The sequence below is a fragment of the Streptomyces sp. NPDC091272 genome (assembly GCF_044757485.1).
Lineage (GTDB): Bacteria > Actinomycetota > Actinomycetes > Streptomycetales > Streptomycetaceae > Streptomyces.
In genome coordinates this window covers 16,738-39,719 of sequence record NZ_JBIVVC010000009.1, presented here as the reverse complement: position 1 = coordinate 39,719, position 22,982 = coordinate 16,738, and the positions used below count along the sequence as shown (strand labels likewise).

Below are 22,982 nucleotides of genomic sequence, written 5' to 3'. Positions count from 1 at the left end.
GGGTTGTTGTGGCCTCCTGCGATGCCTCAACTCTCGCTTCCCAGGGGGTGCCGGCACATCGGGAGAGTGCCGCATGTTCGGGCCGCAGGGGGGCCTTAGGGCGCCGGACCCGAGGAGCCCGGCGCCCTAAGGCCCCCCTGAAAGCGCTCGGCGCCCTGGGCAACCCCGGTCAGGGGGTGCGCAGGGCGCCGATGCGGTACGGGGGGAGGCGAGGACGCCCTAGGCGGCCGGGGCGGCCGGGGCCGTGGGCAGGGACGCGAACAGGTCGAAGTACATTCCGGCCGAGACGATCAGGCCCAGGATCGCCAGGGCCACACCGCCCCACGCGACCGCGCGCATCCAGACCGGGCTCGGCGTGGCGGCCTTGAGCGCCGACGCCGCGGGGCGCAGGGCCACCAGGACGCCGATCCCGACCAGCAGGGCCAGCAGGGCGAAGCCGCCGTTGACCAGGGCCGTCATGTGCCAGCCGTTGCCGTAGAGGCCCTCGATCTGGGCGGTGACATCGCTGGACTGGGAGAGGTGGAGCTGGCTGTCGACCTTCTCGCGCTCGGCGAGGATCGAGCCGCTCCAGGTGCCGGTGAGGGCGGAGAGCGCGAGTCCCGCGGAGACGATCGCGCCCGCGCCGGCCGCCGCGGAGGCGGGCTTGGCCGACGGCTCCTCGTCGAGTACGAAGAGGGCGTCGTCGTCGGAGTCGTCGTCGACGTCATCCGCGTCGTCGGCGTCCTTGACGGAGCCGTCGGTGTCGAGCGCGGCCGGGGCGGCCTGCGACGACGCGCCGACGGTCTTCGTCCCGGACGTCCCGGTCGTCCCGGCCTTGGCGGCCTTCTCGGTCCCGACCTTGCCGACCTTGCCGGTCGTGTCGGCCGTGTCCGTCTGCGCTGTCCGGTCGTCCGCTTCGCTCTTGCCTTCCGCCGCGGCGGAAGCCTCGGCGGCGGCGTCGTTCTTGGCCTCGGTGCGGGGAGTGGCATTCATGTGCCGCACGCTAGGGGTCCTATCTGAGAGACCTCTTAACGCGGCCCACGACCCGCCCGCACCCCGCGTCCCGCACGTGCCTCGCGCCACTCCGGGGCCAGTACCGACCAGATCTCCTCGTCGTGCCGCGTCCCCCGGTAGAAGTACGCCTCCCGGCGCATGCCGTCCTTGCGCATCCCCAGCCGCTTGGCGACGGCCAGGCTCGCGGTGTTCTCCGCGTCGGCGATCCACTCCACGCGGTGGATGCCCCGGCCGTCCACCGCCCAGTCGATCAGCACCGTGCACGCCTTGGTGATCAGGCCGCGCCCGGCAGCCGTGGGCTCCAGCCAGCAGCCGATCTCGCAGGTGCCGGCCTTCGCGTCGAAGAGCCGGAACATGAGCCCTCCGACGAGCGTCCCGTCGAGCCAGATGCCGAAGATCTGCCCGGCGTCGGCCGCGGTCTTCTCCGCGTAGTTCTGCAGGAAGCGGCCCGCGGACGGGAGGTCCTGGTTGATGTCGGGCATCCCGATGTACCGGCCGATGTACTCCCGGCCCCGGTCGATGTGGGCCAGGAACTCCTCCGCCCGCCACGGTTCCAGTGGCCGCAGTACCGCCGCGCCCTCGTCGTCCAGGTCGATGCCGAACATCCCGCTCCCCGTTCCTCGCTGCCGGTCGCGCGCCGCTGCCACGGCACGCAACCGGGATCTTCGCACGTACGGCCGACCCCCCGTGCTCCGGCCCGGCAGCACGGGGCCCCGCCCGTCGGCTCAGCCCGAGACGCTCGCCCTGCCGTTCTCGATGTGCCCCATCAGCCGGCGGCGGAAGGCGGGCTCGCCCTCGACGGTGACCGCCAGGTCGTACCAGCCGTGCGCGTCGTCGGCGGAGTGGACGATGCTGCGGCTGCGGCCCGGCCGGACGGTGACCTTGCGCGGACGCCGTACGTCGAGGTCGTCCTCGTCGGCGTAGGCCAGCGGCTGCACCAGGAAGGTGACCGCCGTACGGCCCCGGTTGGCCAGGGTCAGGTGCAGGTCCCGGTCGCGGGCCTCGATGCGGCTGGCCACCTCCGCCGTACCCGCGCGGATCCCGGCGAACTCGCGGCGGAAACCGTTCGGCCCGGTGACCGTGAAGCGGTACGCGTCCTTGGCCAGCGGCACGGTCCAGTCCGCACGGCCCCGTACGTCCAGGTGCTGCGGCACGGCGAACTCGCCCGCGTACGGGTACAGCGCGAAGTGCGCGCCGGCGCGGCCCGTGTTGCTGACGGACAGCCGCAGGGACCCGCCGTCGGGGGCGACCCTGCCGTGCACGTCCGGCTGGTACGGCAGGGCCCGCGCGCGCCGCACCCCCGGCTCCTGCACCGGCATGTGCTGCACCGCCGGGGGCACGGGACGCCAGCGCCCGGTGAACGGCGGCACCGGGCCCGGCCGGTCCACCGAAGGCTGCCGGTGGGCGCGATCGAAGTCGAAGGCGGAGGTCAGGTCGCCGGTGACCTGGCGGCGCCAGGGGGTGATGTTGGGCTCGCGGATGCCCGTCCACTTCTCCAGGAAGCGGATCACCGAGGTGTGGTCGAAGGTCTCGGAGCAGACGTACCCGCCCACCGTCCACGGCGAGACGACCAGCATCGGTACGCGGATGCCGAGCCCGGTGGGCCTGCCCTTCCAGCGCTCGTCGGTGTTGTCGGCCGGTGGCACCGGCGGCGGCACGTGGTCGAAGAAGCCGTCGTTCTCGTCGTAGTTGATGAGGACCGCGGTGTGCCGCCACACGTCGGGGTGCGAACCGAGCGCGTCCAGCACCTGGTAGACGAGCGAGGCGCTGGCGACCGGGGAGGAGGCGCCGGGGTGCTCGGAGTCGACGGCCGACGGCACCAGGTAGGAGACCTCGGGGAGCTTGCCCGCGGCGACGTCCGCACGGAAGTTCTTGGCCAGGCTGCCAGTCTCGCCGCGGCGCAGCCCCCGCTCGAAGAGGGAGCGCTCGCTCTTGGTGAGCGTGGCCACGCCTTCCTCCAGGAGAGCGAGCAGCCTGGCCCGCTCGGCCGCGTCGGCGGTGTCGCGCACCTTCGCGTAGAAGGACTCCATGAAGGTGTGGTCACCGGTCCTGGCCAGCGCCTTGCGGGCGATCGCCTTGAAGCTGGTGAAGAACTCAATGTTGTTGTCGGTGAAGTTCTCCCACTCGGTGTACGTCTGCCAGCTGCGGCCCGCCCTCTCCAGCCGCTCGGCGTACGTCGGCCAGGGGTAGCCGGGGTGGCTGCCCTCCGCGTACGCGGCGTTGGTCACGGCCCGGCTGCCGTCGGCCTCGAACCCCGTCCAGCCGCTCCACAGGTGGTTGCGGTTGGGGCTCGTCGAGGTGTGGATGGACGAGTGGTAGGCGTCGCAGATGGTGAAGGTGTCGGCGAGCTCGTAGTGCAGGGGCAGGTCGCGGCGGTCGTAGTAGGCCATGGTGGCCCCGGTCTTGGCGGTGACCCACCCGTTCATCCAGCCCTGCCCCCAGGCCTTCGAGCCGCCGTCCCACGAGTGGTCGAGGTCGCCTATGTACTGGAGGTCCTTCTTCTGCGCCTCGGCGGCGTCGCGCACCGGGAAGGGCAGCACCCGGGTGAGCGAGCCCGGCTGGTCGAACACGGGCTTGCCGTCCGGGAGCTCGATGGCGTTGCGGTCCCCGAAGCCGCGTACGCCGCGCAGGGTGCCGAAGTAGTGGTCGAAGGACCTGTTCTCCTGCATCAGCACGACGACGTGCTTGATCGCACGCAGCCCGCCGGACGCGGGGCGCTCCGCGGCGATGGCGGCCTGCAGCGATGGCGGCAGCAGCGAGCCCGCGGCTGCGGCACCGAGCGCTCCGCCGCCGATCGCGAAGAGGCGGCGGCGGGTGAGATCAGTGGCCATGGGGTCCTCCCGGGTCGGTGGTGATGCCCGGAAAGTACTGGTGCCGGGTGGACCGGAGAAGTACCTGGTCAAGATCGTCGGTGAACGTCCAAGCGGCCGTCCCACAAGTCCAAGCGTCGTTCCTGGTGAGGACGCAGGGGCCCTGCTTCGTTCCTGGTGAGGACAGAGGCCCCCATGGCTGATGGTTCATCACCCGGGTGACGCCGAGGGGCCCCGGTCGCAGGATCTCGACCGGGGCCCCTCGTGACGTACCACTCGTACTGCGGGTGTCAGCCCTCGACGCCCAGCTTCTCCAGGATCAGCTCGCGCACACGTGCCGCGTCCGCCTGGCCCCTGGTGGCCTTCATGACCGCGCCGACGAGTGCACCCGCCGCCGCGACCTTGCCGCTGCGGATCTTGTCCGCGATGGCCGCGTTGGACGCGATGGCCTCGTCGACCGCCGTACCCAGTGCCCCGTCGTCCGAGACGACCTTCAGGCCGCGCTTCTCGACGACCTCGTCGGGACCGCCCTCACCTGCGAGGACGCCCTCGATGACCTGGCGGGCCAGCTTGTCGTTCAGATCGCCGGAGGCGACCAGGGCGGTGACGCGGGCGACCTGCGCCGGGGTGATCGGCAGTTCGTCGATCGCCCGGCCCGTCTCGTTGGCGTTGCGCGCCAGCTCGCCCATCCACCACTTGCGGGCGGACGCCGAGTCCGCGCCGGCCTCGATCGTCGCGACGATCGCGTCGACCGCGCCGGCGTTGAGGATCGACTGCATGTCGTGCTCGTTGACCCCCCACTCCTCGCGGAGCCGGTTGCGGCGCACGCGCGGCATCTCGGGGAGGCCGCCCCGCAGTTCCTCGACCCACTCACGGGCGGGAGCCACCGGCACCAGGTCCGGCTCGGGGAAGTAGCGGTAGTCCTCGGCGTTGTCCTTGATACGACCGGACGTCGTCGAGCCGTCTTCCTCGTGGAAGTGCCGGGTCTCCTGGATGATCGTGCCGCCGTCGTTCAGCACGGCCGCGTGACGCTGGATCTCGAAGCGCGCCGCCCGCTCCACGGAGCGGAGCGAGTTGACGTTCTTCGTCTCCGAGCGGGTGCCGAACTCCTCGCGCCCGTGCGGGCGCAGCGAGAGGTTCACGTCGCAGCGCATCTGGCCCTTGTCCATCCGGGCCTCGGAGACGCCGAGCGCCTTGATGACCTCGCGCAGCTCCGCCACGTATGCCTTGGCGACCTCGGGAGCCCGCTCGCCCGCGCCCTCGATCGGCTTGGTGACGATCTCGATGAGCGGGATGCCCGCGCGGTTGTAGTCGAGCAGGGAGTGCGAGGCGCCGTGGATGCGGCCGGTCGCGCCGCCGACGTGGGTGGACTTGCCGGTGTCCTCCTCCATGTGGGCGCGCTCGATCTGCACCCGGAAGATCTCGCCGTCCTCCAGCTGTACGTCGAGGTAGCCGTTGAAGGCGATCGGCTCGTCGTACTGGGAGGTCTGGAAGTTCTTCGGCATGTCCGGATAGAAGTAGTTCTTCCGGGCGAACCGGCACCACTCGGCGATGTCGCAGTTCAGCGCCAGGCCGATCTTGATGGCCGACTCTACGCCGATCTCGTTGACGACCGGCAGCGCGCCGGGCAGTCCGAGACAGGTGGGGCAGGTCTGGGTGTTCGCGTCCTGGCCCAGCTCCGTGGAGCAGCCGCAGAACATCTTCGTCTTGGTGCCGAGCTCGACGTGGACCTCAAGACCCATCACGGGGTCGTACGTCGCGAGGGCGTCCTCGTACGACACGAGGTCGGTAGTGACAGTCACGGTGAAACTTTCCCTCTCAGCCCAGCAGGACGTCGTCGTCGCCGAGCTTCTTCAGCTCGCGGTAGAGCAGAGCGAGGCCGGTGACGATGGCGGCGGCTGAGACAACTGCGTCGACGAGACGGAGCGTGTCATTGTCCTTGCGGGCCATCCGGGCCTGCTTGGCGACGCTGATCGCGCCGAAGGCGGTGGAGCCGATCGACAGGTACGTGCCGGCCTTGGAATTCTTGAATCCCTTGGCCTTGATGGGCATGGGGCTCATAGCGACGGTGCCTCCTCAAGCAGCGGGTGCCCCCACTTTTCCACGAAGGCGGCCTCTACGGCAGCTCCGACCTTGTAGAGCCGGTCGTCCTTCAGGGCGGGGGCGATGATCTGGAGCCCGACCGGCATGTTGTCCTCCGGCGCGAGGCCGCAGGGCAGCGACATGGCGGCGTTGCCCGCCATGTTCGTCGGGATGGTGCACAGGTCGGCGAGGTACATCGCCATCGGGTCGTCGGCGCGCTCGCCGATCGGGAAGGCGGTGGTCGGCGTCGTCGGCGAGACGATGACGTCCACCTGCTCGAACGCCTTCTCGAAGTCCTGCGTGATGAGCGTACGGACCTTCTGGGCGCTGCCGTAGTACGCGTCGTAGTAACCGGAGCTGAGCGCGTACGTGCCCAGGATGATGCGGCGCTTGACCTCGTCGCCGAAGCCGGCCTCGCGGGTGAGCGCGGTGACGTCCTCGGCCGACCTCGTGCCGTCGTCGCCGACGCGCAGGCCGTAGCGCATGGCGTCGAAGCGGGCGAGGTTGGAGGAGCACTCCGAGGGCGCGATCAGGTAGTACGCGGAGAGCGCCAGGTCGAAGGACGGGCAGTCCAGCTCGACGATCTCGGCGCCGAGCTTCTGAAGCAGCTCGACGGACTCGTCGAAGCGCTGGAGGACCCCGGCCTGGTAGCCCTCGCCGCGGAACTGCTTGACGACGCCGACGCGCATCCCCTGCACGGAGCCGTTGCGGGCGGCCTCGACGACCGGCGGGACCGGGGCGTCGATGGAGGTCGAGTCGAGCGGGTCGTGCCCGGCGATGACCTCGTGGAGCAGCGCCGTGTCCAGGACGGTACGGGCGCAGGGCCCGCCCTGGTCCAGGGACGAGGAGAACGCCACCATGCCGAAGCGGGAGACCGCGCCGTACGTGGGCTTGACGCCGACGGTGCCGGTGACGGCGGCGGGCTGGCGGATGGAACCGCCGGTGTCCGTGCCGATGGCGAGCGGTGCCTGGTACGAGGCGAGGGCGGCCGACGAGCCGCCGCCGGAGCCGCCGGGGATCTTGGTCAGGTCCCAGGGGTTGCCGGTCGGCCCGTACGCGCTGTTCTCGGTGGAGGACCCCATGGCGAACTCGTCCATGTTGGTCTTGCCGAGGATGACGACGTCGGCGGCCTTGAGGCGCTTGGTCAGCGTGGCGTCGTACGGCGGGATCCAGCCTTCGAGGATCTTCGAGCCGACGGTGGTGGGGACCCCTTCCGTCGTGAAGATGTCCTTGAGTGCGAGGGGAACGCCGGCCAGCGGGCCGAGCTTCTCGCCGGCCTCCCGCTTGGCGTCGACGGCGCGGGCCTGCGCGAGCGCCCCTTCCCTGTCCACGTGCAGGAAGGCGTGGACCTTCTCGTCCACGGCTTCGATCCGGGCCAGGTGGGCCTCGGTGACCTCGACGGCCGTGAGTTCGCCGGAGGCGATCTTCTCGGCGGTCGCGGCCGCGGTGAGCCTAATGATCTCAGTCATGCTGTTTTAGTCCTCCCCCAGGATCTGCGGCACCTTGAAACGCTGCTGCTCCTGGGCCGGGGCGCCGGAGAGCGCCTGCTCGGGGGTGAGCGACGGGCGTACCTCGTCCGCGCGCATGACGTTCGTCAGCGGCAGCGGGTGGGAGGTCGGCGGTACGTCTTGGTCGGCGACCTCGGAGACGCGGGCGACCGCGCCGATGATGTCGTCGAGCTGACCGGCGAAGTGCTCAAGCTCTTCGGGCTTCAGCTCCAGACGCGCCAGCCGTGCGAGGTGTGCGACCTCCTCGCGCGTGATGCCAGGCATGCAGCGATCCTCAGGGGTTGGTGTGCGGTGTGCTTGTTGCGCCCAATCCTATGGGTCCCCCTCCCCTCCCCGCGAAACAGTTCCCCGGACCCCCGCTTCCTCCCCACCCCCCCAGCTCCCTTGGGCAGCGGGGCCGCCCCCCGGGGGCGGGACGGGTGGGCAAGGGGGCGGCCCCTCGCGCGGAGCGCACCCGTCTTGCGGCGGACCGACCTTGCGGGGTGCGATTCCTTCGCGCGGGCGCCTCGTGGCTGATCGCGCAGTTCCCCGCGCCCCTGACGGGGCCGTCTCACTCCGTGCGGATCGGTGGGGGCCGGGCGCGCAGTTCCCCGCGCCCCTGAAGGGCCCCCCGGCAGGCGCGGACCGTGCCAGGACGCCTACTCCCCCTCCGCCCGGAGGGAATCCGCCGCCGCAGCCGCCAGCTCCGCCGGTCGCTGCCACCCCCGCGAGCCCCGTGCCAGCAGCCACGCCGTGGCCTCGTCCGGTGGCATCGCCGCCGCCACCAGCCAGCCCTGCACCGCGTCGCAGCCCAGGTCCCGCAGCCGCTCCCACGTCTCGTCGTCCTCGACACCCTCGGCGACCACCAGGAGCCCGAGCGAGTGCGCCAGGTCCACCGTGCACCGCACGATCGACGCGTCCTCCGTGTCCACCGCGAGCCGCGCGACGAACGACCGGTCGATCTTCAGCTCGCTCACCGGCAGCCGCCGCAGATGCACCAGGGAGGAGTAACCCGTCCCGAAGTCGTCGAGCGACATCTTCACGCCGTGCCCGGTCAGCCCGGCCAGGGTGTCCGCGGCCCGCTGCGGGTCCTCCAGCAGCACGTGCTCGGTGATCTCCAGCTGCAGCGAGCCCGCCGGAACCCCGTGCCTGGCCAGCCGCGCCGCGACCGCCCCCGCGAAGCCCGGGGTGTGCACGTCACGCGGCGAGACGTTCACCGCGACCGGCACGAAGAGTCCCTGGGCACGCCACCGCGCGACCTGCGCGAGCGCGGTCTCCAGCACGTACTCCGTCAGGTGCGGCATCAGCCCGGAGGACTCGGCGATCGCGATGAACTCGTCCGGGGAGACCCGCCCGCGCTCCGGGTGCACCCACCGCACCAGCGCCTCAAGTCCGGCGACCTGCCCGTCGAACTGCACCTTGGGCTGGTAGTGGAGCTCGACGTCCCCCGCGTCCAGCGCCCGCCGGAGGTCCCCCAGCAGACCGAGCCGGTCGGGGGTGTTGGAGTCCCGCTTGGACTCGTAGACCTCCACCCCGCTGCGATCGCGCTTCGCCTGGTACATGGCGACGTCGGCCCGCCGCAGCAGGCCCTCCGCGTCCAGTGCGTGATCGGGGAAGACGGCCACCCCGGCACTCGCCTCCAGGACCAGGGAGAGCCCGTCCAGGTCGAGCGGTGAGCCCAGCTCGGCGACCAGGTGGCGGGCGACGCGCTGGGCGCTCGTCGCGGACTCGGTGCGCGGCAGCAGCACGGCGAACTCGTCGCCGCCCAGCCGCGCCGCCTCCGCCCCCTTGGGGAGCGCCTTGCGGAGCCGGTCGGCTATCTGCAACAGCAGCCGGTCACCGGCGAGATGGCCGAGGGTGTCGTTGACGGACCTGAAGCGGTCCATGTCGATGAGGACCAGCGCCGCCCGGGAGCCGATCGACTCGGCCTCCTCAAGCGCGGGCCTGGCGCGCTCCAGCAGCCACTGCCGGTTGGGCAGCCCGGTCAGCGGATCGCGCAACTGCTCCTCGGCCCGCGCCCTGGCTATCCAGAGCGTGGAGTCCAGGGCGATCAGCGGTACGGCGAACAGCGGCAGCAGTACCGGCATCGCGACGGCGACCACACAGATCAGGGGCGCGATACCGAGCAGTGCGCCGGCCACAAGTCCCTGCCGCACCAGGGCCGTTCGGGCGACGGACGGCAGCCTGCCGTGCTGCGGGGCCTGGGCGCACCACAGCAGCAGGCGGGTCACCAGCAGATAGGTGCCGGCCGCGAGCACCACCTCGGGCAGCACCCCCCAGTCCCAGGCGAGCGGCTGCCAGGGTGTCTCCACGGTCGGTACGTCGCCGAACAGGCCCAGGGTGAGGGCGGCCGCCGCGATGCCGAGGATGTCGGCGGAGCCGTGCAGCACCCCCTGCCGCCAGCGGCGCCTGCGCGCACATCCCACCAGGACGACGACGGCCAGGCTGATCAGCCCGGCCGGGACCCATCCGTACAGCAGCAGTACGGCCAGGGTGAGCGCCGCCCCCGATCCCGTGCCGCCCCACCACCGGTCCCGGCCCAGCGCCACGAGATGGCCGACGATGACCCCCGTCAGCACCGCGAGGGACCATCCGGTGGTGCCGCCGGGGAACAGGGCACGGCTTCCGCCGATGTCCTGGACGAGGCCCGTGACCAGAACGATCGCGGCCAGTCCGGTCAGCACCGCGGGCAGCAGCGGCCCCAGGAGCTGCGGCCGGATTCCCGCGGAGCGCCCGTCGGGCGCTCCGGCCTGCGTCCCTCGTCCGGTGGCCCGGAGCGGCGGCCGGTGCGGGGGCGGGGGCGGGGCGTACTGCGGCGGCCGGGGCCCGGCGGCCCGGCGGCCGAACAGTCCGGTCAGCGCGGCAGCCAGAGCGGACCGACTGCTCAGCCGCGAGGCCGGGTCGGCACTCTCGGTCGGTTTCATTCCCGTCCCTCTCACAGCCGGCGATGCCCGTGTCACGCGAGATGGCCCTGTTGTGATGCCCTCACGGCCCGCCCCGCCTCCCGGGTCTCCCCGGGAGCAGCTTCCCGTGGAGCCGGCTCCTTCCGGGGGGGCGGCTCCCCGGGAGCCGTCCCCCGGAAGCGCACTCCCTGGAGGACGGCCCCGCGAAGACAGCAAGCGGTTGCACAGCCGTGCACGACAGGCGCACCTCCCAACAGTAGGCCGCTCCAGGCCCTCCCGGGCAGCGGTCGGCCGCTGTTGCCCGAATGCGACCCGGCCCCCCGCCGGCGTCTGGTATGCGCCGAACGGGTGACCCTCCGGGCCCTGTTCTTCCCGTTACTCCACCACCGGAACCGCCGCTTCACGTGCGGCTTCCGGCCCTTCGCTGAGCAGCACCCGGAAGCCGTCCTCGTTGAGCACCGGCACCTTCAGCTGCATCGCCTTGTCGTACTTCGAACCGGGGCTGTCGCCGACCACGACGAAGGACGTCTTCTTCGAAACGGAACCGGTCACTTTCGCTCCGAGATTCTGGAGCGACTCTTTTGCGCCATCCCGGGTGTACTTCTCCAGCGTCCCGGTGACGACGACGGTCAGCCCTTCCAGCGGGCGCGGCCCCCGGTCCTCGTCGGCGCCCTCCTCCTCCATGCGGACGCCGGCCGCCTTCCACTTGCGGAGGATCTCCTGGTGCCAGTCGACGGCGAACCACTCCTTGAGGGACGCGGCGATGATCGCGCCGACCCCGTCGACACCCGCCAGCTCCTCCTCGGAGGCCTGCTCGATCCGGTCGATCGACCGGAATTCGCGGGCCAGCGCCTCGGCCGCGACCGGGCCGACGTGCCGGACGGAGAGCCCGGTCAGGACGCGGGCCAGCGGCATCTCCTTGGCGGCCCTGATGTTCTCCAGCATCGCGAGGGCGTTCTTGCGGGGCTCGCCCTCCTTGTTGGCGAAGATCGTGGCGATCTTCTCCTCGCCGGTCTTCGGGTCGACCTTGGGCAGCCCGGAGTCGGGGTCCAGGACGTAGGACCTGATGGGCAGCAGCTGCTCGATGGTGAGGTCGAAGAGGTCGCCCTCGTCGAGCAGCGGCGGCTCGGCGGGCTCCAGCGGTCCGGTGAGCGCGGCCGCGGCCACGTATCCGAAGTTCTCGATGTCGAGGCTCTTTCGGCCACCGAGGTAGAAGAGCCGTTCGCGCAACTGGGCCGGGCAGGTCTGCGCGTTGGGGCAGCGGAGGTCGATGTCGCCCTCCTTCATGGGGCGCAGCGCCGTCCCGCACTCGGGGCATTCGGCGGGCATCACGAACTCGCGCTCACTGCCGTCCCGCAGGTCCGCGACCGGTCCGAGGATCTCCGGAATGACGTCGCCCGCCTTGCGCAGGACGACGGTGTCCCCGATCAGGACGCCCTTCTTCTTCACCACTTCCTGGTTGTGCAGGGTGGCGAACTCGACCTCGGAGCCGGCCACCGTCACCGGTTCGACCTGTGCGTAGGGAGTGACACGGCCGGTGCGGCCGACGCCGACCCGGATGTTGATCAGCTTGGAGTTGACCTCTTCCGGAGCGAACTTCCAGGCGATCGCCCAGCGCGGTGCCCGCGAGGTCGAGCCGAGCCGGCCCTGGAGCGGGATCTCGTCGAGCTTGACCACGACGCCGTCGATCTCGTGCTCCACGACGGAGTGCCGGTTCTTGCCGATGTACGCGATGAACTCCCGTACGCCGTCCAGGGATTCGACCACCCGGTTCTCACCGGCCGTCGGCAGGCCCCACTCCTTGAGCAGGTCGTAGGCCTCGGAGAGGCGGCCGATGCCGAAGCCCTCGCGGGCACCGATGCCGTGCACCACCATGCGCAGCGGACGGCTCGCGGTGACCCTGGGGTCCTTCTGGCGCAGCGAGCCCGCCGCCGCGTTGCGCGGGTTGGCGAAGGGCTTGTCGCCGGCCTCCACCAGCCGGGCGTTCAGCTCGCCGAACGCCTCCATCGGGAAGTAGACCTCGCCGCGGATCTCCACCAGGTCGGGGACGCGGTCGCCCGTGAGGCGCTGCGGGATCTGCGCGATCGTGCGCACGTTGGGCGTGATGTCCTCGCCGGTGCGTCCGTCGCCGCGGGTCGCCGCCCGGGTCAGCCGGCCCTTCTCGTACGTGAGGTTGACGGCGAGCCCGTCGACCTTGAGCTCGCACAGCAGGTGGTACTCGATGCCGGCGAGCTCGGCGGCGACGCGCTCGGCCCAGGCGGCCAGTTCCTCGTCGTCGAAGGCGTTGTCGAGGGAGAGCATCCGCTCGCGGTGCTGGACGGACGTGAACTCCGTCTCGTACGCCCCGGAGACCTTCTGGGTGGGCGAGTCGGGGGTGCGCAGCTCGGAGTACTCCTCCTCCAGCGCCTCCAGGGACCGCAGCAGCTTGTCGAACTCGGCGTCGCTGACGACCGGTTGGTCGTTGACGTAGTACCGGAAGCGGTGCTCCTCGATCTGCTCAGCGAGCCGCGCGTGCTTCTCCCGTGCCTCTGCGGGTACCGCTGCGTGCTGTTCGCCAGCCACCGTCATGTCCTCCCGTTGACCTGTCGGGGCGTGCGGCCCCGTGCGGAGGGCCCTGTGCCCTCCGCGAGGATCTCTCCTGTCCGGTCACTCAGGGTTGTCCGCGAGCGACCGGGCTGCCCGGCCGCTGTGGGCGAGCGCCGCACGGGCGTGCGCCGGGGAAGCCCCGGCCAGCCCGCACGTCGGGGTGATCACCACGGACTCGCACAAGAGTCCGGGATTGAGCCCCAACCTGCGCCACAACTGCCTGACACCCATGACGCTACCGCCCGGGTCTGACAATGGTCCGTCCACGCTCGGCACGACGCCCGCGAAGAGTTTGGTGCCTGCCTCGACCGCCTCACCGATCTCTTCGTCGTCACGCTCGGTGAGCAGGGAGAAGTCGAAGGAGATGCCCGCGGCGCCCGCCCGGCGCAGCAGCGCGAACGGCACGTCGGGGGCGCAGGAGTGCACGACCACCGGTCCGTCGTGCACGGCCATGACGTCCCGCAGGGCGCTCTCCACGACCTGCCGGTCCGGGGCCCGGTAGGTCCGGTACCCGCTGGCGGTGCGCACCTGCCCGCGCAGCACGGCGATCAGCGAGGGCTCGTCGAGCTGGAGCACCACCTGTGCGCCGGGGATCCGCCGCCGTACCTCCGCGAGGTGGCCGCGCAGCCCCTCGGCGAGCGAGGAGGCCAGGTCGCGGCAGGCGCCCGGGTCGCCGAGCGAGGCCTCGCCGCCGCGCAGCTCCAGGGCGGCGGCCAGCGTCCAGGGCCCCACCGCCTGCACCTTGACCGGTCCCTGGTACCCCTGGGTGAACTCCTCCAGGGCGTCGAGGTCCTCGCCGAGCCAGGAGCGGGCCCGCCGGGTGTCGCGCCCCGGCCGGTCGCTGAAGCGCCAGCCGCTCGGCTCCAGGTGGACGTACATCTCGGCGAGCATCCCGGCGGTGCGGCCGATCATGTCCGCGCCGGGTCCGCGCGCGGGAAGTTCCGCGAGGTACGGGAAGTCCTCGAAGGAGCCGACGACGGTCCTGGCGCTCTCCCGTGCGTCGCCGCCGGGCATGGAGCCGACGCCGGTGGCCGGGCCCCACCACTTCGCGGTGCTGGTCTCTGATGTCATCGGCCGGGCCGCACCGTCAGGTCGTTGACCTCTGCGTCACGCGGCAGGTCGAGGGCCATCAGGATCGTCGTGGCCACCGACTCGGCGTCGATGTATTTCGCCGGGTCGTACGCCTTGCCCTCCTGGGAGTGCACCTTCGCCTGCATGGGGCTGGCGGTGCGCCCGGGGTACACGGAGGTGACGCGCACCCCGTTCTCGTGCTCCTCGTGGCGCAGCGAGTCGGCGAGGGCCTTGAGGCCGTGCTTGCTTGCGGCGTACGCGCTCCACTCCGGCCCCGCGGAGAGCCCCGCACCCGAGTTCACGAACACCACGTGTCCCTTGTCCAGGCGCAGCTGCGGCAGGAAGAGGCGGGTGAGTTCGGCGGGGGCGATCAGGTTGGCGTTGAGCTGGCTGTGCCAGGCGCGTACCCCCAGGTCGCCGACCTTGCCGAGGTCGACGACGCCGGCGATGTGCAGCAGTGTGTCGACGCGCTCCGGCATCTTCTGGTGGGAGAACCCCCAGGAGAGCCGGTCCGGGTTGGACAGGTCACCGACGAGGGTGTGGGCGCCGGGCAGGCCCGCGGCGAGTTCCTTGGCGCGGCCCGCGTCGCGGGCCAGCAGGACGACGTCGTCGCCGCGCGCGTGCAGACGGCGGGCGACGGCGGCGCCGATGCCCGATCCCGCCCCGGTGATCACATGAGTAGCCATGTGCACCATGCTCGCACCCCGGCCAGGTGGCCGGGACCGGCTAGCGCACCCCTGCCGACTCCTCCAGGTAGGCGAGCGCCGCCACCCCGTCCTCCGCGAAGAACACCAGGTCGGTGAGGGGGACGGGCAGGAACCCCTCCTCGTCCATCCGCTGGAACTGCTGCTTGAGCCCGTCGTAGAAACCGTCGGTGTTGAGCAGCACGACCGGCTTGTCGGTCAGCCCGTGCTTCTTCAGCTCCAGGATCTCGGTGGCCTCGTCCAGGGTTCCGGTACCACCGACCATGATCACGATCGCGTCCGACTTCCCCAGCAGCAGCGCCTTGCGCTCGGCCAGGTCCTTCGCGACGACCATCTCGTCCGCCCGCGGGCGCGCCCTCGCCTGGAGGAACTCGACCGACACCCCCACCAGCCTGCCGCCGGCCCGCTCGACGCCGTCCGCGACGACCTTCATCAGGCCGACGTCGGACCCGCCCCAGACCAGGGTGTGACCGCCCTTGCCCAGCAGTTCGGCGAACTCCCGGGCGGGGCGCGTGTAGCGCTCGTCGAGGTCGGCCGCGGAGAGGAAGACACAGATGTTCATGGCCTCAAAACTACGCCCCGGGCGTGCCGGTGTAACCGGCGGGAGAGCGCCCGGGGAACCGCCGCAGGAGCGTCCGCGGGGCCCGCGGGAGAGCGCCCGCGAATCTCCTCGCAAAACTTCTCGCGCACAGCGATGAGTTACGCGCACCCCCGCAGTCCAAGTCGGTATGAGCAAAGTGATTTCGCGTGACGGCACCCCCCTCGCGTACGCGCGTACGGGTGAGGGCGAGCCGCTGATCCTGGTCGGCGGTGCCTTCAGCACGGGCACGGCGGAGGAGCCGCTGGCCAACCTCCTCGCCCCGCGGTTCAGCGTCGTCACGTACGACCGCAGGGGCCGCGGTGACAGCGGCGACACCGCCCCCTACGCGGTGGCCCGCGAGGTGGAGGACCTCGCGGCCCTGATCGAGGAGCTGGGGGGCAGCGCCTCGCTCTACGGGATGTCCTCGGGCGGCGCCCTGGTGCTGCGCGCGGCGGCGGCCGGACTGCGGGCCCCCCGAATCGCGGTCTACGAACCGCCGTTCACGGTGGTGCCCGGGACGCGCGCCGAGAAGGCGGCGTACACGGAGCGCCTCAACACGCTCCTCGACGAGGGCCACCGGGGTGCGGCGGTGGAGCTGTTCCTGTCCGCCGTCGGGATGCCCGCCGAGTTCGTCGGGCAGATGAAGCGGGCCCCGGTGTGGCGCTCCTTCGAGGCGCTCGCCCCGAGCCTGGCGTACGACGACGCGGTGGTGGGCGACGGCACGGTGCCCACCGACCGCCTGGCCGACGTGACGCAGCCGCTGCTCGTGGTGTCGGGCGGGGCCAGCCCGGACGTCATGCGCGACGCCGCCCGGCTGACCGCCACCTCGGCGCAGGACGGCCGCCACCGCTCCCTGCCCCACCAGACCCATGACGTGGACCCGCGCGAACTGGCGCCGGTACTGGCGGAGTTCTTCGCGGCCGCCGCATAGCGGGTGCGCGCTCCCACGGGGGTGGGGCGCGCACCTTCGCGGGCGGTGCGCTCAGACCGCGGCCCCGGTACGCCGCACCGTCGTCGCGATCGTCGCGGAACCCACCACGCGCGTGCCGTCGTACAGCACGATCGCCTGGCCGGGGGCGACGCCGCGCACCGGCTCCGTGAAGCGGACGTTCAGTTCGCCGTCGACGACCTCCGCGTACACCTCGCTCTCGCCGCCGTGGGCGCGCAGCTGGGCGGTGTACGTGCCGGGGGCGGCCGGGTCCGAGCCGCACCAGCGGGGGCGGATCGCGGTGAGGGCGGTGACGTCGAGAGCCTCGGCGGGGCCCACGGTGACGGTGTTGTTCACCGGGGAGATGTCCAGCACGTAGCGCGGCTTGCCGTCCGGCGCGGGGTGACCGATCCGCAGGCCCTTGCGCTGGCCGATGGTGAAGCCGAAGGCGCCGTCGTGGGTGCCGAGCTTGGCACCCTCCTCGTCGAGGATGTCGCCCTCCGCCTTGCCGCCGAGCCGGCCGGCCAGGAAGCCCTGGGTGTCGCCGTCGGCGATGAAGCAGATGTCGTGGCTGTCGGGCTTCTTCGCGACGGCCAGGTCGCGGCGCTCGGCCTCGGCGCGGATCTCGTCCTTGGTGGTGAGGGTGTCGCCGAGCGGGAACATCGCGTGCGCGAGCTGCTTCTCGTCCAGGACGCCCAGCACGTACGACTGGTCCTTGGCCATGTCGGAGGCACGGTGCAGCTCGCGGCTGCCGTCCTCGTTCATGACGACGGTCGCGTAGTGGCCGGTGCACACCGCGTCGAAGCCGAGGGCGAGGGCCTTGTCGAGGAGCGCCGCGAACTTGATCTTCTCGTTGCAGCGCAGGCACGGGTTGGGTGTGCGCCCCGCCTCGTACTCGGCGACGAAGTCCTCGACGACGTCCTCACGGAAGCGCTCGGCGAGGTCCCACACGTAGAACGGGATGCCGATGACGTCGGCGGCCCTGCGGGCGTCCCGGGAGTCCTCGACGGTGCAACAGCCGCGTGCGCCGGTCCTGAAGGACTGCGGGTTGGCGGAGAGCGCGAGGTGGACCCCGGTCACGTCGTGACCGGCCTCGACGGCTCGGGCGGCGGCGACGGCAGAGTCGACCCCGCCGGACATGGCGGCAAGGACGCGGAGGCGGCGGGGGGCATCGGGGCGCGAGGTATCGGTCATAGCTCGTCCAGGGTAGTCGGAACCATCCCTGGACCTCCAAGCGTTACCTGTGCAGAACGGGGAGAGGGGTCCGCGATGACGGATGCGGCGCAGAAGAAGCCGGGTGCACCGAGGAAGAAACCGAGCCGGCGCGGCTTCCTGATCGGTACGGGTGTCGTGGTGACCGGCGCCGCCGTGGTGTGGGCCGACGAGGCGTCCCGGCTCTGGTGGAAGGTGCCGGGGGTCGACAAGCAGCGCACGGACGGCGCGGTGGACCAGCAGGGCGCGCGGTGGGTGGCGGCGTCGGCGGGAAACCTCAGGACGGCGGACCGCCCGGAGGACTACAGGATCGACCGGATAGTGATCCACACCACGGAGGGCAGTTACGACACGGCGATCCGGGTCTTCCGCGACCCGATGCACGCCGCTTCCGCGCACTACGTGGTCCGGGCGCGGGACGGCAGGATCACACAGATGGCCCGTGAACTGGACGTGGCGTACCACGCGGGCAACCGCGGCTTCAACGAACGCAGCGTCGGCATCGAGCACGAGGCTTACGCGCACAAGAAAGGGACACTCACGGAGGTGATGTACCGGTCGTCGGCCCGTCTCGCCGCCGGCATCTGCGCCCGGTACGGCATACCGATCGACCGCGAACACATCGTCGGCCACGTGGAGGTTCCCGGTACGGACCACACGGACCCGGGGCCCTACTGGGACTGGGACCACTACCTGGCACTGGTCCGCGCGGCGTCCAGGGCCCGCACCTAGCCCCCGCCCGCCCGCCCGCCGCGAGCGGAACCGGCGGCCCCTCCCTACCGGAGGTGGACCGGCAGCGAATCCACGCCGTAGACGATCGAGAGCTTCCGGAAGTCCAGCTCCTGCGGCGGCACGGCCAGCCTCATCCCGGGGAAGCGCCGCACGAGTGCCGGGTAGGCCGCCCGCAGCTCCATCCGGGCCAGCTCCGCGCCGATGCAGCGGTGGATCCCGTAGCCGAAGGCCAGGTGCCCGGAGGCCTTGCGGTCCGGGTCGAAGCCGCCCTTGTCGGGGGTGTAGGAGGCGTCGCGGTTGGCGCCGGCCAGCGAGCACAGCACCAGGTCCCCCTTGGGGATCCGCACGCCGGCTATCTCGATGTCCTGGCGGGCGAACCGCGGGAAGGCCACCTGCACGACGGTGAGGTAGCGCAGCGACTCCTCGACGAAGGGCGCTGCCGCCGCGTCGTCGTCCCGCAGCCGGGCGAAGGCGTCCGGGTTCTGCAGGAGCAGCAGCGAGCCGAGGGCGAGCATGCTCGCGGTGGTCTCGAAGCCACCCGTGAGGACGCCGTCGGCGAGTCCTGCCAGTTCCTCGTCGCCCACCGTGTCGCCGTGGTCCCGGATGATCATGCCGATGAGGCCGTCGCCCGGGTTCTCGCGCTGCTTCTTCACCACGTCGCGGAAGTACGAGAGCGACTCCGACATCGCACCGAAGGGCGCGGTCGCCCCGCTGAACAGGTCGAAGCGCTCCATGGCCAGCTGCTGGAAGTCGTGCCGGTCCTCGTAGGGCACGCCGAGCAGCTCGCAGATGGTGAGCGAGGGTATCGGCAGCGCGAAGTTCTGCACGAGGTCGACGGGACCGCCACCGGCGCCCGCGGCCTCCATGGCGTCGAGCTGCTCCTCGATGAGGACCTCGATGCGCGGGGTGAGCCTGCGCAGCCTGCGCATGGTGAATTCCGGCGTGAGGATCCGGCGCAGATGCGTGTGGACCGGCGGATCGCTGAAGCCGAGGCCGCCCGGATTGTGCTCGTCGACCACGCCCGCGTTGCCCGCGAGGTTGGTGAAGTCGCTGCTGAAGCCCTCGGTGGAGCTGAGGACCTCCTTCACCTCGTCGTACCCGGTGACCACCCAGGCGTCCATGCCGAACGGCAGCGGCACCTGGTAGACCGGCGACTGGGTCTGCTTCGCGGAGAGCTTCGCCACCGGGTCGAGGCCGTCTCGGCGCATGGGCAGCAGCAGGTTCTCGGGAAGCCGGTTGAGCAGCGAGGAGCTGATTCCGTGCTTCTGGATCCTGGCAAGGTACATGCGCCCGATCCGCGCGGTGATACGGGAACGGAGGGTCGCCTTCAACGTGAACTCCATGGGTCGTCGTGCGGCCCAAACGCGCGGCGCGGACTTCTGCGACTTCTGAGGGCTTCAGAGGCCTCAAGTATAAAGAGCGATTCTGAGCCCTCAGGGTTGAGCGTGACCAGGGTTACACAAAACAGAGAGACCCTCCGCTTTCCGCCCGTTCCGCCTCCGTCCGTCAACTCAGCCCGGCGGTCCTGGCCCGCTCGACGGCCGGGCCGATCGCGGCGGCGACCGCCGCCACGTCCGCCGCCGTGGAGGTGTGCCCGAGGGTGAACCGCAGGGTGCCCCTGGCCAGGTCGGGGGCGGTCCCGGTGGCGAGCAGGACATGGCTGGGCTGGGCCACCCCGGCCGTGCAGGCGGAGCCCGTGGAGCACTCGATGCCCTGGGCGTCGAGCAGCAGCAGCAGGGAGTCGCCCTCGCAGCCGGGGAAGGTGAAGTGCGCGTTGGCGGGAAGCCGCCCGCCGGGCGCCGGGTCTCCGCCGAGGAGGGCGTCCGGCACCGCGCTCCGCACCGCCTTCACCAGGTCGTCGCGCAGGCCGCCGACCGTGCTGACGAAATCCGCCCGGCGTGCGGCGGCGAGCACGCCCGCCACCGCGAAGGACGCGACCGCGGGTACGTCGAGGGTGCCCGAGCGCACGTGCCGCTCCTGGCCGCCGCCGTGCAGGACGGGTACGGGGGTGTACTGCCGGCCGAGCAGCAGGGCGCCGATGCCGTAGGGACCGCCGATCTTGTGCCCGGACACGGTCATGGCGGCCAGCCCGGAGGCCGCGAAGTCCACCTCCAGCTGTCCGTACGCCTGGACGGCGTCGGCGTGCAGCGGGACCCCGAACTCGGCCGCGACGTCAGCGAGTTCACGGACCGGCATGACGGTGCCGATCTCGTTGTTCGCCCACATGACGGTGGCGAGGGCGACGTCGTCGGGTTCGCGAGCGATCGCCTCGCGGAGGGTTTCCGGATGCACGCGCCCGTACGCGTCGACGGCGAGGTACTCGACGCGCGCCCCCTCGTGGGTGGCCAGCCAGTCGACCGCGTCCAGCACGGCGTGGTGCTCCACGGGGCTGGCCAGGACGCGGGTACGGCGTGGGTCCGCGTCCCGGCGTGCCCAGTACAGCCCCTTGACGGCGAGGTTGTCGGCCTCGGTGCCGCCGGCGGTGAAGACCACCTCGCTGGGGCGGGCACCGAGCGAGGCGGCGAAGGCCTCGCGGCCCTCTTCGACGGTACGGCGGGCCCGGCGTCCGGCGGCATGGAGGGAGGAGGCGTTGCCGGTGACGGTCAGCTGGGCGGTCATCGCCTCGACCGCCTCCGGCAGCATGGGCGTGGTCGCGGCGTGGTCGAGGTAAGCCATGGTGCGCCGATTGTACGAGGCCCTCGGGCGGGCGGCGGGGCGGCGGGGTCGCGACGGGGGCCGCGCGCGTGCCGGAGCGGGGATCGTGCGCGCCGGCCGAACTTCACTGCGGCCGGTCTCCGCACCGCATGAGCGGCCCGCGAACGGGCATCCGGCCCGTATAAGGATTCCGTAAGGGGTCAAACGGGCCGGTCGGCCGGCAGTGGCCGACCGGCGGACAGGGAAGGGGACTTCAGATGCTGGCAATCGTGGGAGCCGTGCTCTTCGTCATCGCGTTCATCATCAACGCGGCCGACATCTCGGCGAACGAGATCTTCATGCCGACCAGCCTCATGCTGCTCGGCCTCGCCTTCCTCGCCCTGCACGTGGCAGGCATCGGATCGGGCTGGAGCGCGAACCGCGGCCGGCGCCGCTGACCGACGGCGGGGGGCAGTCGCGAACCGCGGCCGGCGCCGCTGACGCCGGCAGCAGATCTCGCGGGCGGCTACGGGCGCGGGCGCGGCGCCCGTGCCAACTGCCGTGACTGCGCGACGAGTCGGTCCGCGCTGTCCCAGACCTCCGCGTCCTCCTCCAGGAAGCCGCCCGCCAGGTTGCGGGTGACGATGGAGACGCGGACAGGCCCCGGCGCCGGCCGGCAGCGCACATGGGTGGTCAGCTCGACGGTCGGCGTCCAGCCCTCGATGCCCAGCTCGAAACTGGTCGGGGGCAGCGCGTCGACCGCGAGCAGCAGCGACAGCGGGTCGGCGTCGCGACCGTCGGCGAGGCCGAACCAGGCGCGCATCTCGCCCTTGCCCGACGGGGCGCCGACCGCCCAGCCGACCGTCGCCGGGTCCAGCCTGAGGTCGAGCCGCTCGGTGATGGAGTTGCCGGGGATCTGCGGAGCGGGCCCGTCGGACGTACCGAAGCACTGTTCGCGCGGCGGAATGTCCGGCGACGCGGCCGTCGTCCGCACGTCGTCGGAGAGCGCGTCGAGATCCCCGTACGAGGCGAGGACCCGGATCCGCTCGACCTCACGGCCCTCCTCGTCGTACTGGAAGAGGGAGGCCTGGCCGGAGGAGAGGGTGCGCCCGGTGCGCACGGTCTCGGTGCGCACCACGGCGGGGCCCGGCCGGGACGGCGTGTAGTAGTACGCGGAGAGCGTGAACGGGTCCGGGTGCGGCAGTGCGTCGGCGAGGGCGCGGCCGATGACCGCCAGGAGGTATCCGCCGTTGACGGCGTGGAAGATCGTCCAGCCCGGGGAGAGCTCCGCGTCGTACACGCCGCTCTCACCGGCGCGCCGTACGACCGCGGTGTCGCGGTCGAACTCGCTGTCCCCGATGGTGACCGGCGTGGATCCGATGGTTGTCTGTGCCATGGTCCGCACGCTACACCGGACCATTACTGAGCGGTAGCTTTTCTCGTACGAGACGGCTCGCCCGGTCCCCCTCAGCCCACCTGGTCCGGCTCCTCGGCCTTGACCGACGACCGGTGCCACGCCCTGGGGGCCCGCCAGTGGAACCTCAGCGCCAGCAGCCGCAGCGAGAACGCGGTGACCACCGCGAGCGCGCTGGAGTACGGGTTGAGCATCTCGAAGCGGATGCAGAGCGCGACCATCGCCGCCCCGACGATCGCCGGGACCGCGTACAGGTCCCGGTCCCAGCGCAGCAGTGACGGGATCTCGTTGGCCAGCACGTCCCGCAGCACGCCGCCGCCCACCGCGGTGGCGAGGCCGAGCGCGGCCGACGCGGTCAGGCCGAGTCCGTAGTCGTACGCCTTGGCCGTGCCGGACACCGTGAAGAGACCGAGTCCCGCGGCGTCGAAGACGTTCACGCCGAGCTGGATGCGCTCGACCTGGGGATGCAGGAAGAACACCAGCGCCGCCGCGACCAGCGGGGTGGTGAAGTACCCCAGGTCGGTGAAGGCGGCGGGGGGCACCGCGCCGATGACGAGGTCGCGGAACAGTCCCCCGCCCAGCGCCGTGACCTCCGCGAGGACCGCCATCCCGAAGACGTCGAAGTTCTTGCGGACCGCGAGCAGGGCGCCGGAGATCGCGAAGACGAAGATCCCGACGAGATCGAGCACATGCTGGACCGAGGGGCTGAAGAGTTGCTGGAGCACCCGACATTCTTACCTACGCGAGGACACCACCGGACGCACACCGCACCGCCCCCCGGACAGCCGAAGGGCCGGAACCCAGTCGTCCGGGTTCCGGCCCTCGCTGTTCCGGCCACAACTGCTG

General features: G+C 71.6%; 20 protein-coding genes. 3 read left to right on the top strand and 17 right to left on the bottom strand.

Going from position 1 to position 22,982, the window contains the following annotated elements; genetic code table 11:
* Window positions 1–219 precede the first annotated feature (219 nt).
* The 12 genes from ACIQM4_RS24005 to ACIQM4_RS23950 all read right to left on the bottom strand — a co-directional run bounded on the left by ACIQM4_RS24005 (window position 220) and on the right by ACIQM4_RS23950 (window position 15,198).
* Entirely contained in the window at window positions 220–972 is a 753-nt protein-coding gene (locus tag ACIQM4_RS24005; protein ID WP_401595155.1) for a hypothetical protein, read from the bottom strand.
* Between the two features lie 35 nt (window positions 973–1,007).
* Window positions 1,008–1,598, bottom strand: coding sequence for a GNAT family N-acetyltransferase (locus tag ACIQM4_RS24000; RefSeq protein WP_401595153.1), 591 nt, complete (start codon window positions 1,596–1,598; stop codon window positions 1,008–1,010).
* Between the two features lie 120 nt (window positions 1,599–1,718).
* Window positions 1,719–3,824, bottom strand: a complete 2,106-nt coding sequence (locus ACIQM4_RS23995; protein WP_401595150.1) for a phosphocholine-specific phospholipase C — start codon at window positions 3,822–3,824, stop codon at window positions 1,719–1,721.
* Window positions 3,825–4,093: 269 nt separating this feature from the next.
* Complete coding sequence (gene gatB, locus ACIQM4_RS23990) at window positions 4,094–5,605, bottom strand: Asp-tRNA(Asn)/Glu-tRNA(Gln) amidotransferase subunit GatB (RefSeq protein WP_401595148.1); 1,512 nt, start codon at window positions 5,603–5,605, stop codon at window positions 4,094–4,096.
* Window positions 5,606–5,621: 16 nt separating this feature from the next.
* Window positions 5,622–5,864 carry a hypothetical protein gene (locus tag ACIQM4_RS23985; RefSeq protein WP_362416023.1) on the bottom strand — a complete coding sequence of 81 codons (243 nt, stop codon included), beginning with the start codon at window positions 5,862–5,864 and terminating at the stop codon, window positions 5,622–5,624.
* Window positions 5,861–7,354 carry an Asp-tRNA(Asn)/Glu-tRNA(Gln) amidotransferase subunit GatA gene (gene gatA, locus ACIQM4_RS23980; protein WP_401595145.1) on the bottom strand — a complete coding sequence of 498 codons (1,494 nt, stop codon included), beginning with the start codon at window positions 7,352–7,354 and terminating at the stop codon, window positions 5,861–5,863. Before gatA ends, ACIQM4_RS23985 begins: the two co-directional genes overlap by 4 nt.
* A gap of 6 nt (window positions 7,355–7,360) precedes the next feature.
* Window positions 7,361–7,657: an Asp-tRNA(Asn)/Glu-tRNA(Gln) amidotransferase subunit GatC gene (gene gatC, locus ACIQM4_RS23975; protein ID WP_007384860.1), complete on the bottom strand. Its 297-nt coding sequence runs from the start codon at window positions 7,655–7,657 to the stop codon at window positions 7,361–7,363.
* A 374-nt stretch (window positions 7,658–8,031) separates the two neighbouring features.
* Window positions 8,032–10,296 carry a putative bifunctional diguanylate cyclase/phosphodiesterase gene (locus ACIQM4_RS23970; RefSeq protein ID WP_401595143.1) on the bottom strand — a complete coding sequence of 755 codons (2,265 nt, stop codon included), beginning with the start codon at window positions 10,294–10,296 and terminating at the stop codon, window positions 8,032–8,034.
* Between the two features lie 354 nt (window positions 10,297–10,650).
* A complete protein-coding gene (gene ligA, locus ACIQM4_RS23965; RefSeq protein WP_401595141.1) occupies window positions 10,651–12,843 on the bottom strand; it encodes an NAD-dependent DNA ligase LigA in 2,193 nt (730 codons plus the stop codon).
* A 78-nt stretch (window positions 12,844–12,921) separates the two neighbouring features.
* On the bottom strand, window positions 12,922–13,932 hold the full coding sequence (locus ACIQM4_RS23960) for a methionine synthase (protein ID WP_401595139.1): 1,011 nt from the start codon (window positions 13,930–13,932) through the stop codon (window positions 12,922–12,924).
* Window positions 13,929–14,618, bottom strand: a complete 690-nt coding sequence (locus ACIQM4_RS23955; protein WP_401595137.1) for an SDR family oxidoreductase — start codon at window positions 14,616–14,618, stop codon at window positions 13,929–13,931. Before ACIQM4_RS23955 ends, ACIQM4_RS23960 begins: the two co-directional genes overlap by 4 nt.
* Window positions 14,619–14,658: 40 nt before the next feature.
* Window positions 14,659–15,198: a TIGR00730 family Rossman fold protein gene (locus tag ACIQM4_RS23950; protein ID WP_401595135.1), complete on the bottom strand. Its 540-nt coding sequence runs from the start codon at window positions 15,196–15,198 to the stop codon at window positions 14,659–14,661.
* Between the two features lie 166 nt (window positions 15,199–15,364).
* Here ACIQM4_RS23950 and ACIQM4_RS23945 point away from each other — a divergent pair, with 166 nt between their 5' ends.
* Entirely contained in the window at window positions 15,365–16,147 is a 783-nt protein-coding gene (locus ACIQM4_RS23945) for an alpha/beta fold hydrolase (RefSeq protein WP_401595132.1), read from the top strand.
* Between the two features lie 51 nt (window positions 16,148–16,198).
* Here the strand turns inward: ACIQM4_RS23945 and mnmA are convergent, their stop codons facing one another.
* Window positions 16,199–17,338, bottom strand: coding sequence for a tRNA 2-thiouridine(34) synthase MnmA (gene mnmA / locus ACIQM4_RS23940; protein ID WP_401595129.1), 1,140 nt, complete (start codon window positions 17,336–17,338; stop codon window positions 16,199–16,201).
* Window positions 17,339–17,413: 75 nt separating this feature from the next.
* On the opposite strand from mnmA, the gene ACIQM4_RS23935 reads away from it, so the two are divergent.
* Complete coding sequence (locus ACIQM4_RS23935) at window positions 17,414–18,088, top strand: N-acetylmuramoyl-L-alanine amidase (RefSeq protein WP_401595126.1); 675 nt, start codon at window positions 17,414–17,416, stop codon at window positions 18,086–18,088.
* A 44-nt stretch (window positions 18,089–18,132) separates the two neighbouring features.
* On the opposite strand, the gene ACIQM4_RS23930 is transcribed toward ACIQM4_RS23935, so the two are convergent.
* Both ACIQM4_RS23930 and ACIQM4_RS23925 read right to left on the bottom strand, forming a co-directional pair.
* Window positions 18,133–19,374: a cytochrome P450 gene (locus ACIQM4_RS23930; RefSeq protein WP_401595124.1), complete on the bottom strand. Its 1,242-nt coding sequence runs from the start codon at window positions 19,372–19,374 to the stop codon at window positions 18,133–18,135.
* Between the two features lie 220 nt (window positions 19,375–19,594).
* Window positions 19,595–20,764 carry a cysteine desulfurase family protein gene (locus ACIQM4_RS23925; protein WP_401595121.1) on the bottom strand — a complete coding sequence of 390 codons (1,170 nt, stop codon included), beginning with the start codon at window positions 20,762–20,764 and terminating at the stop codon, window positions 19,595–19,597.
* A gap of 236 nt (window positions 20,765–21,000) precedes the next feature.
* Between ACIQM4_RS23925 and ACIQM4_RS23920 the strand changes: the two genes are divergently transcribed.
* Complete coding sequence (locus tag ACIQM4_RS23920) at window positions 21,001–21,180, top strand: hypothetical protein (RefSeq protein ID WP_401595118.1); 180 nt, start codon at window positions 21,001–21,003, stop codon at window positions 21,178–21,180.
* A gap of 68 nt (window positions 21,181–21,248) precedes the next feature.
* Here ACIQM4_RS23920 and ACIQM4_RS23915 read toward each other — a convergent pair whose 3' ends face one another.
* Both ACIQM4_RS23915 and ACIQM4_RS23910 read right to left on the bottom strand, forming a co-directional pair.
* Window positions 21,249–22,118 (bottom strand): thioesterase family protein, encoded by an 870-nt coding sequence (locus ACIQM4_RS23915; RefSeq protein WP_401595116.1) that lies wholly within the window; start codon window positions 22,116–22,118, stop codon window positions 21,249–21,251.
* Between the two features lie 71 nt (window positions 22,119–22,189).
* Window positions 22,190–22,861 (bottom strand): trimeric intracellular cation channel family protein, encoded by a 672-nt coding sequence (locus ACIQM4_RS23910; protein ID WP_401595113.1) that lies wholly within the window; start codon window positions 22,859–22,861, stop codon window positions 22,190–22,192.
* Window positions 22,862–22,982 lie beyond the last annotated feature (121 nt).

Excerpts from the sequence above, each read along its gene's own strand:
- gatA (WP_401595145.1), bottom strand. The coding sequence starts at position 7,354 with ATGACTGAGATCATTAGGCTCACCGCGGCCGCGACCGCCGAGAAGATC.
- ACIQM4_RS23915 (WP_401595116.1), bottom strand. The coding sequence starts at position 22,118 with ATGGCACAGACAACCATCGGATCCACGCCGGTCACCATCGGGGACAGC.
- ligA (WP_401595141.1), bottom strand. The coding sequence starts at position 12,843 with ATGACGGTGGCTGGCGAACAGCACGCAGCGGTACCCGCAGAGGCACGG.
- ACIQM4_RS23935 (WP_401595126.1), top strand. The coding sequence starts at position 17,414 with ATGACGGATGCGGCGCAGAAGAAGCCGGGTGCACCGAGGAAGAAACCG.
- ACIQM4_RS24005 (WP_401595155.1), bottom strand. The coding sequence starts at position 972 with ATGAATGCCACTCCCCGCACCGAGGCCAAGAACGACGCCGCCGCCGAG.
- ACIQM4_RS23930 (WP_401595124.1), bottom strand. The coding sequence starts at position 19,374 with ATGTACCTTGCCAGGATCCAGAAGCACGGAATCAGCTCCTCGCTGCTC.
- ACIQM4_RS23925 (WP_401595121.1), bottom strand. The coding sequence starts at position 20,764 with ATGGCTTACCTCGACCACGCCGCGACCACGCCCATGCTGCCGGAGGCG.
- ACIQM4_RS24000 (WP_401595153.1), bottom strand. The coding sequence starts at position 1,598 with ATGTTCGGCATCGACCTGGACGACGAGGGCGCGGCGGTACTGCGGCCA.
- ACIQM4_RS23950 (WP_401595135.1), bottom strand. The coding sequence starts at position 15,198 with ATGAACATCTGTGTCTTCCTCTCCGCGGCCGACCTCGACGAGCGCTAC.
- ACIQM4_RS23970 (WP_401595143.1), bottom strand. The coding sequence starts at position 10,296 with ATGAAACCGACCGAGAGTGCCGACCCGGCCTCGCGGCTGAGCAGTCGG.
- ACIQM4_RS23955 (WP_401595137.1), bottom strand. The coding sequence starts at position 14,618 with ATGGCTACTCATGTGATCACCGGGGCGGGATCGGGCATCGGCGCCGCC.
- ACIQM4_RS23945 (WP_401595132.1), top strand. The coding sequence starts at position 15,365 with ATGAGCAAAGTGATTTCGCGTGACGGCACCCCCCTCGCGTACGCGCGT.
- ACIQM4_RS23985 (WP_362416023.1), bottom strand. The coding sequence starts at position 5,864 with ATGAGCCCCATGCCCATCAAGGCCAAGGGATTCAAGAATTCCAAGGCC.
- ACIQM4_RS23960 (WP_401595139.1), bottom strand. The coding sequence starts at position 13,932 with ATGACATCAGAGACCAGCACCGCGAAGTGGTGGGGCCCGGCCACCGGC.
- ACIQM4_RS23920 (WP_401595118.1), top strand. The coding sequence starts at position 21,001 with ATGCTGGCAATCGTGGGAGCCGTGCTCTTCGTCATCGCGTTCATCATC.
- ACIQM4_RS23995 (WP_401595150.1), bottom strand. The coding sequence starts at position 3,824 with ATGGCCACTGATCTCACCCGCCGCCGCCTCTTCGCGATCGGCGGCGGA.
- mnmA (WP_401595129.1), bottom strand. The coding sequence starts at position 17,338 with ATGACCGATACCTCGCGCCCCGATGCCCCCCGCCGCCTCCGCGTCCTT.
- gatC (WP_007384860.1), bottom strand. The coding sequence starts at position 7,657 with ATGCCTGGCATCACGCGCGAGGAGGTCGCACACCTCGCACGGCTGGCG.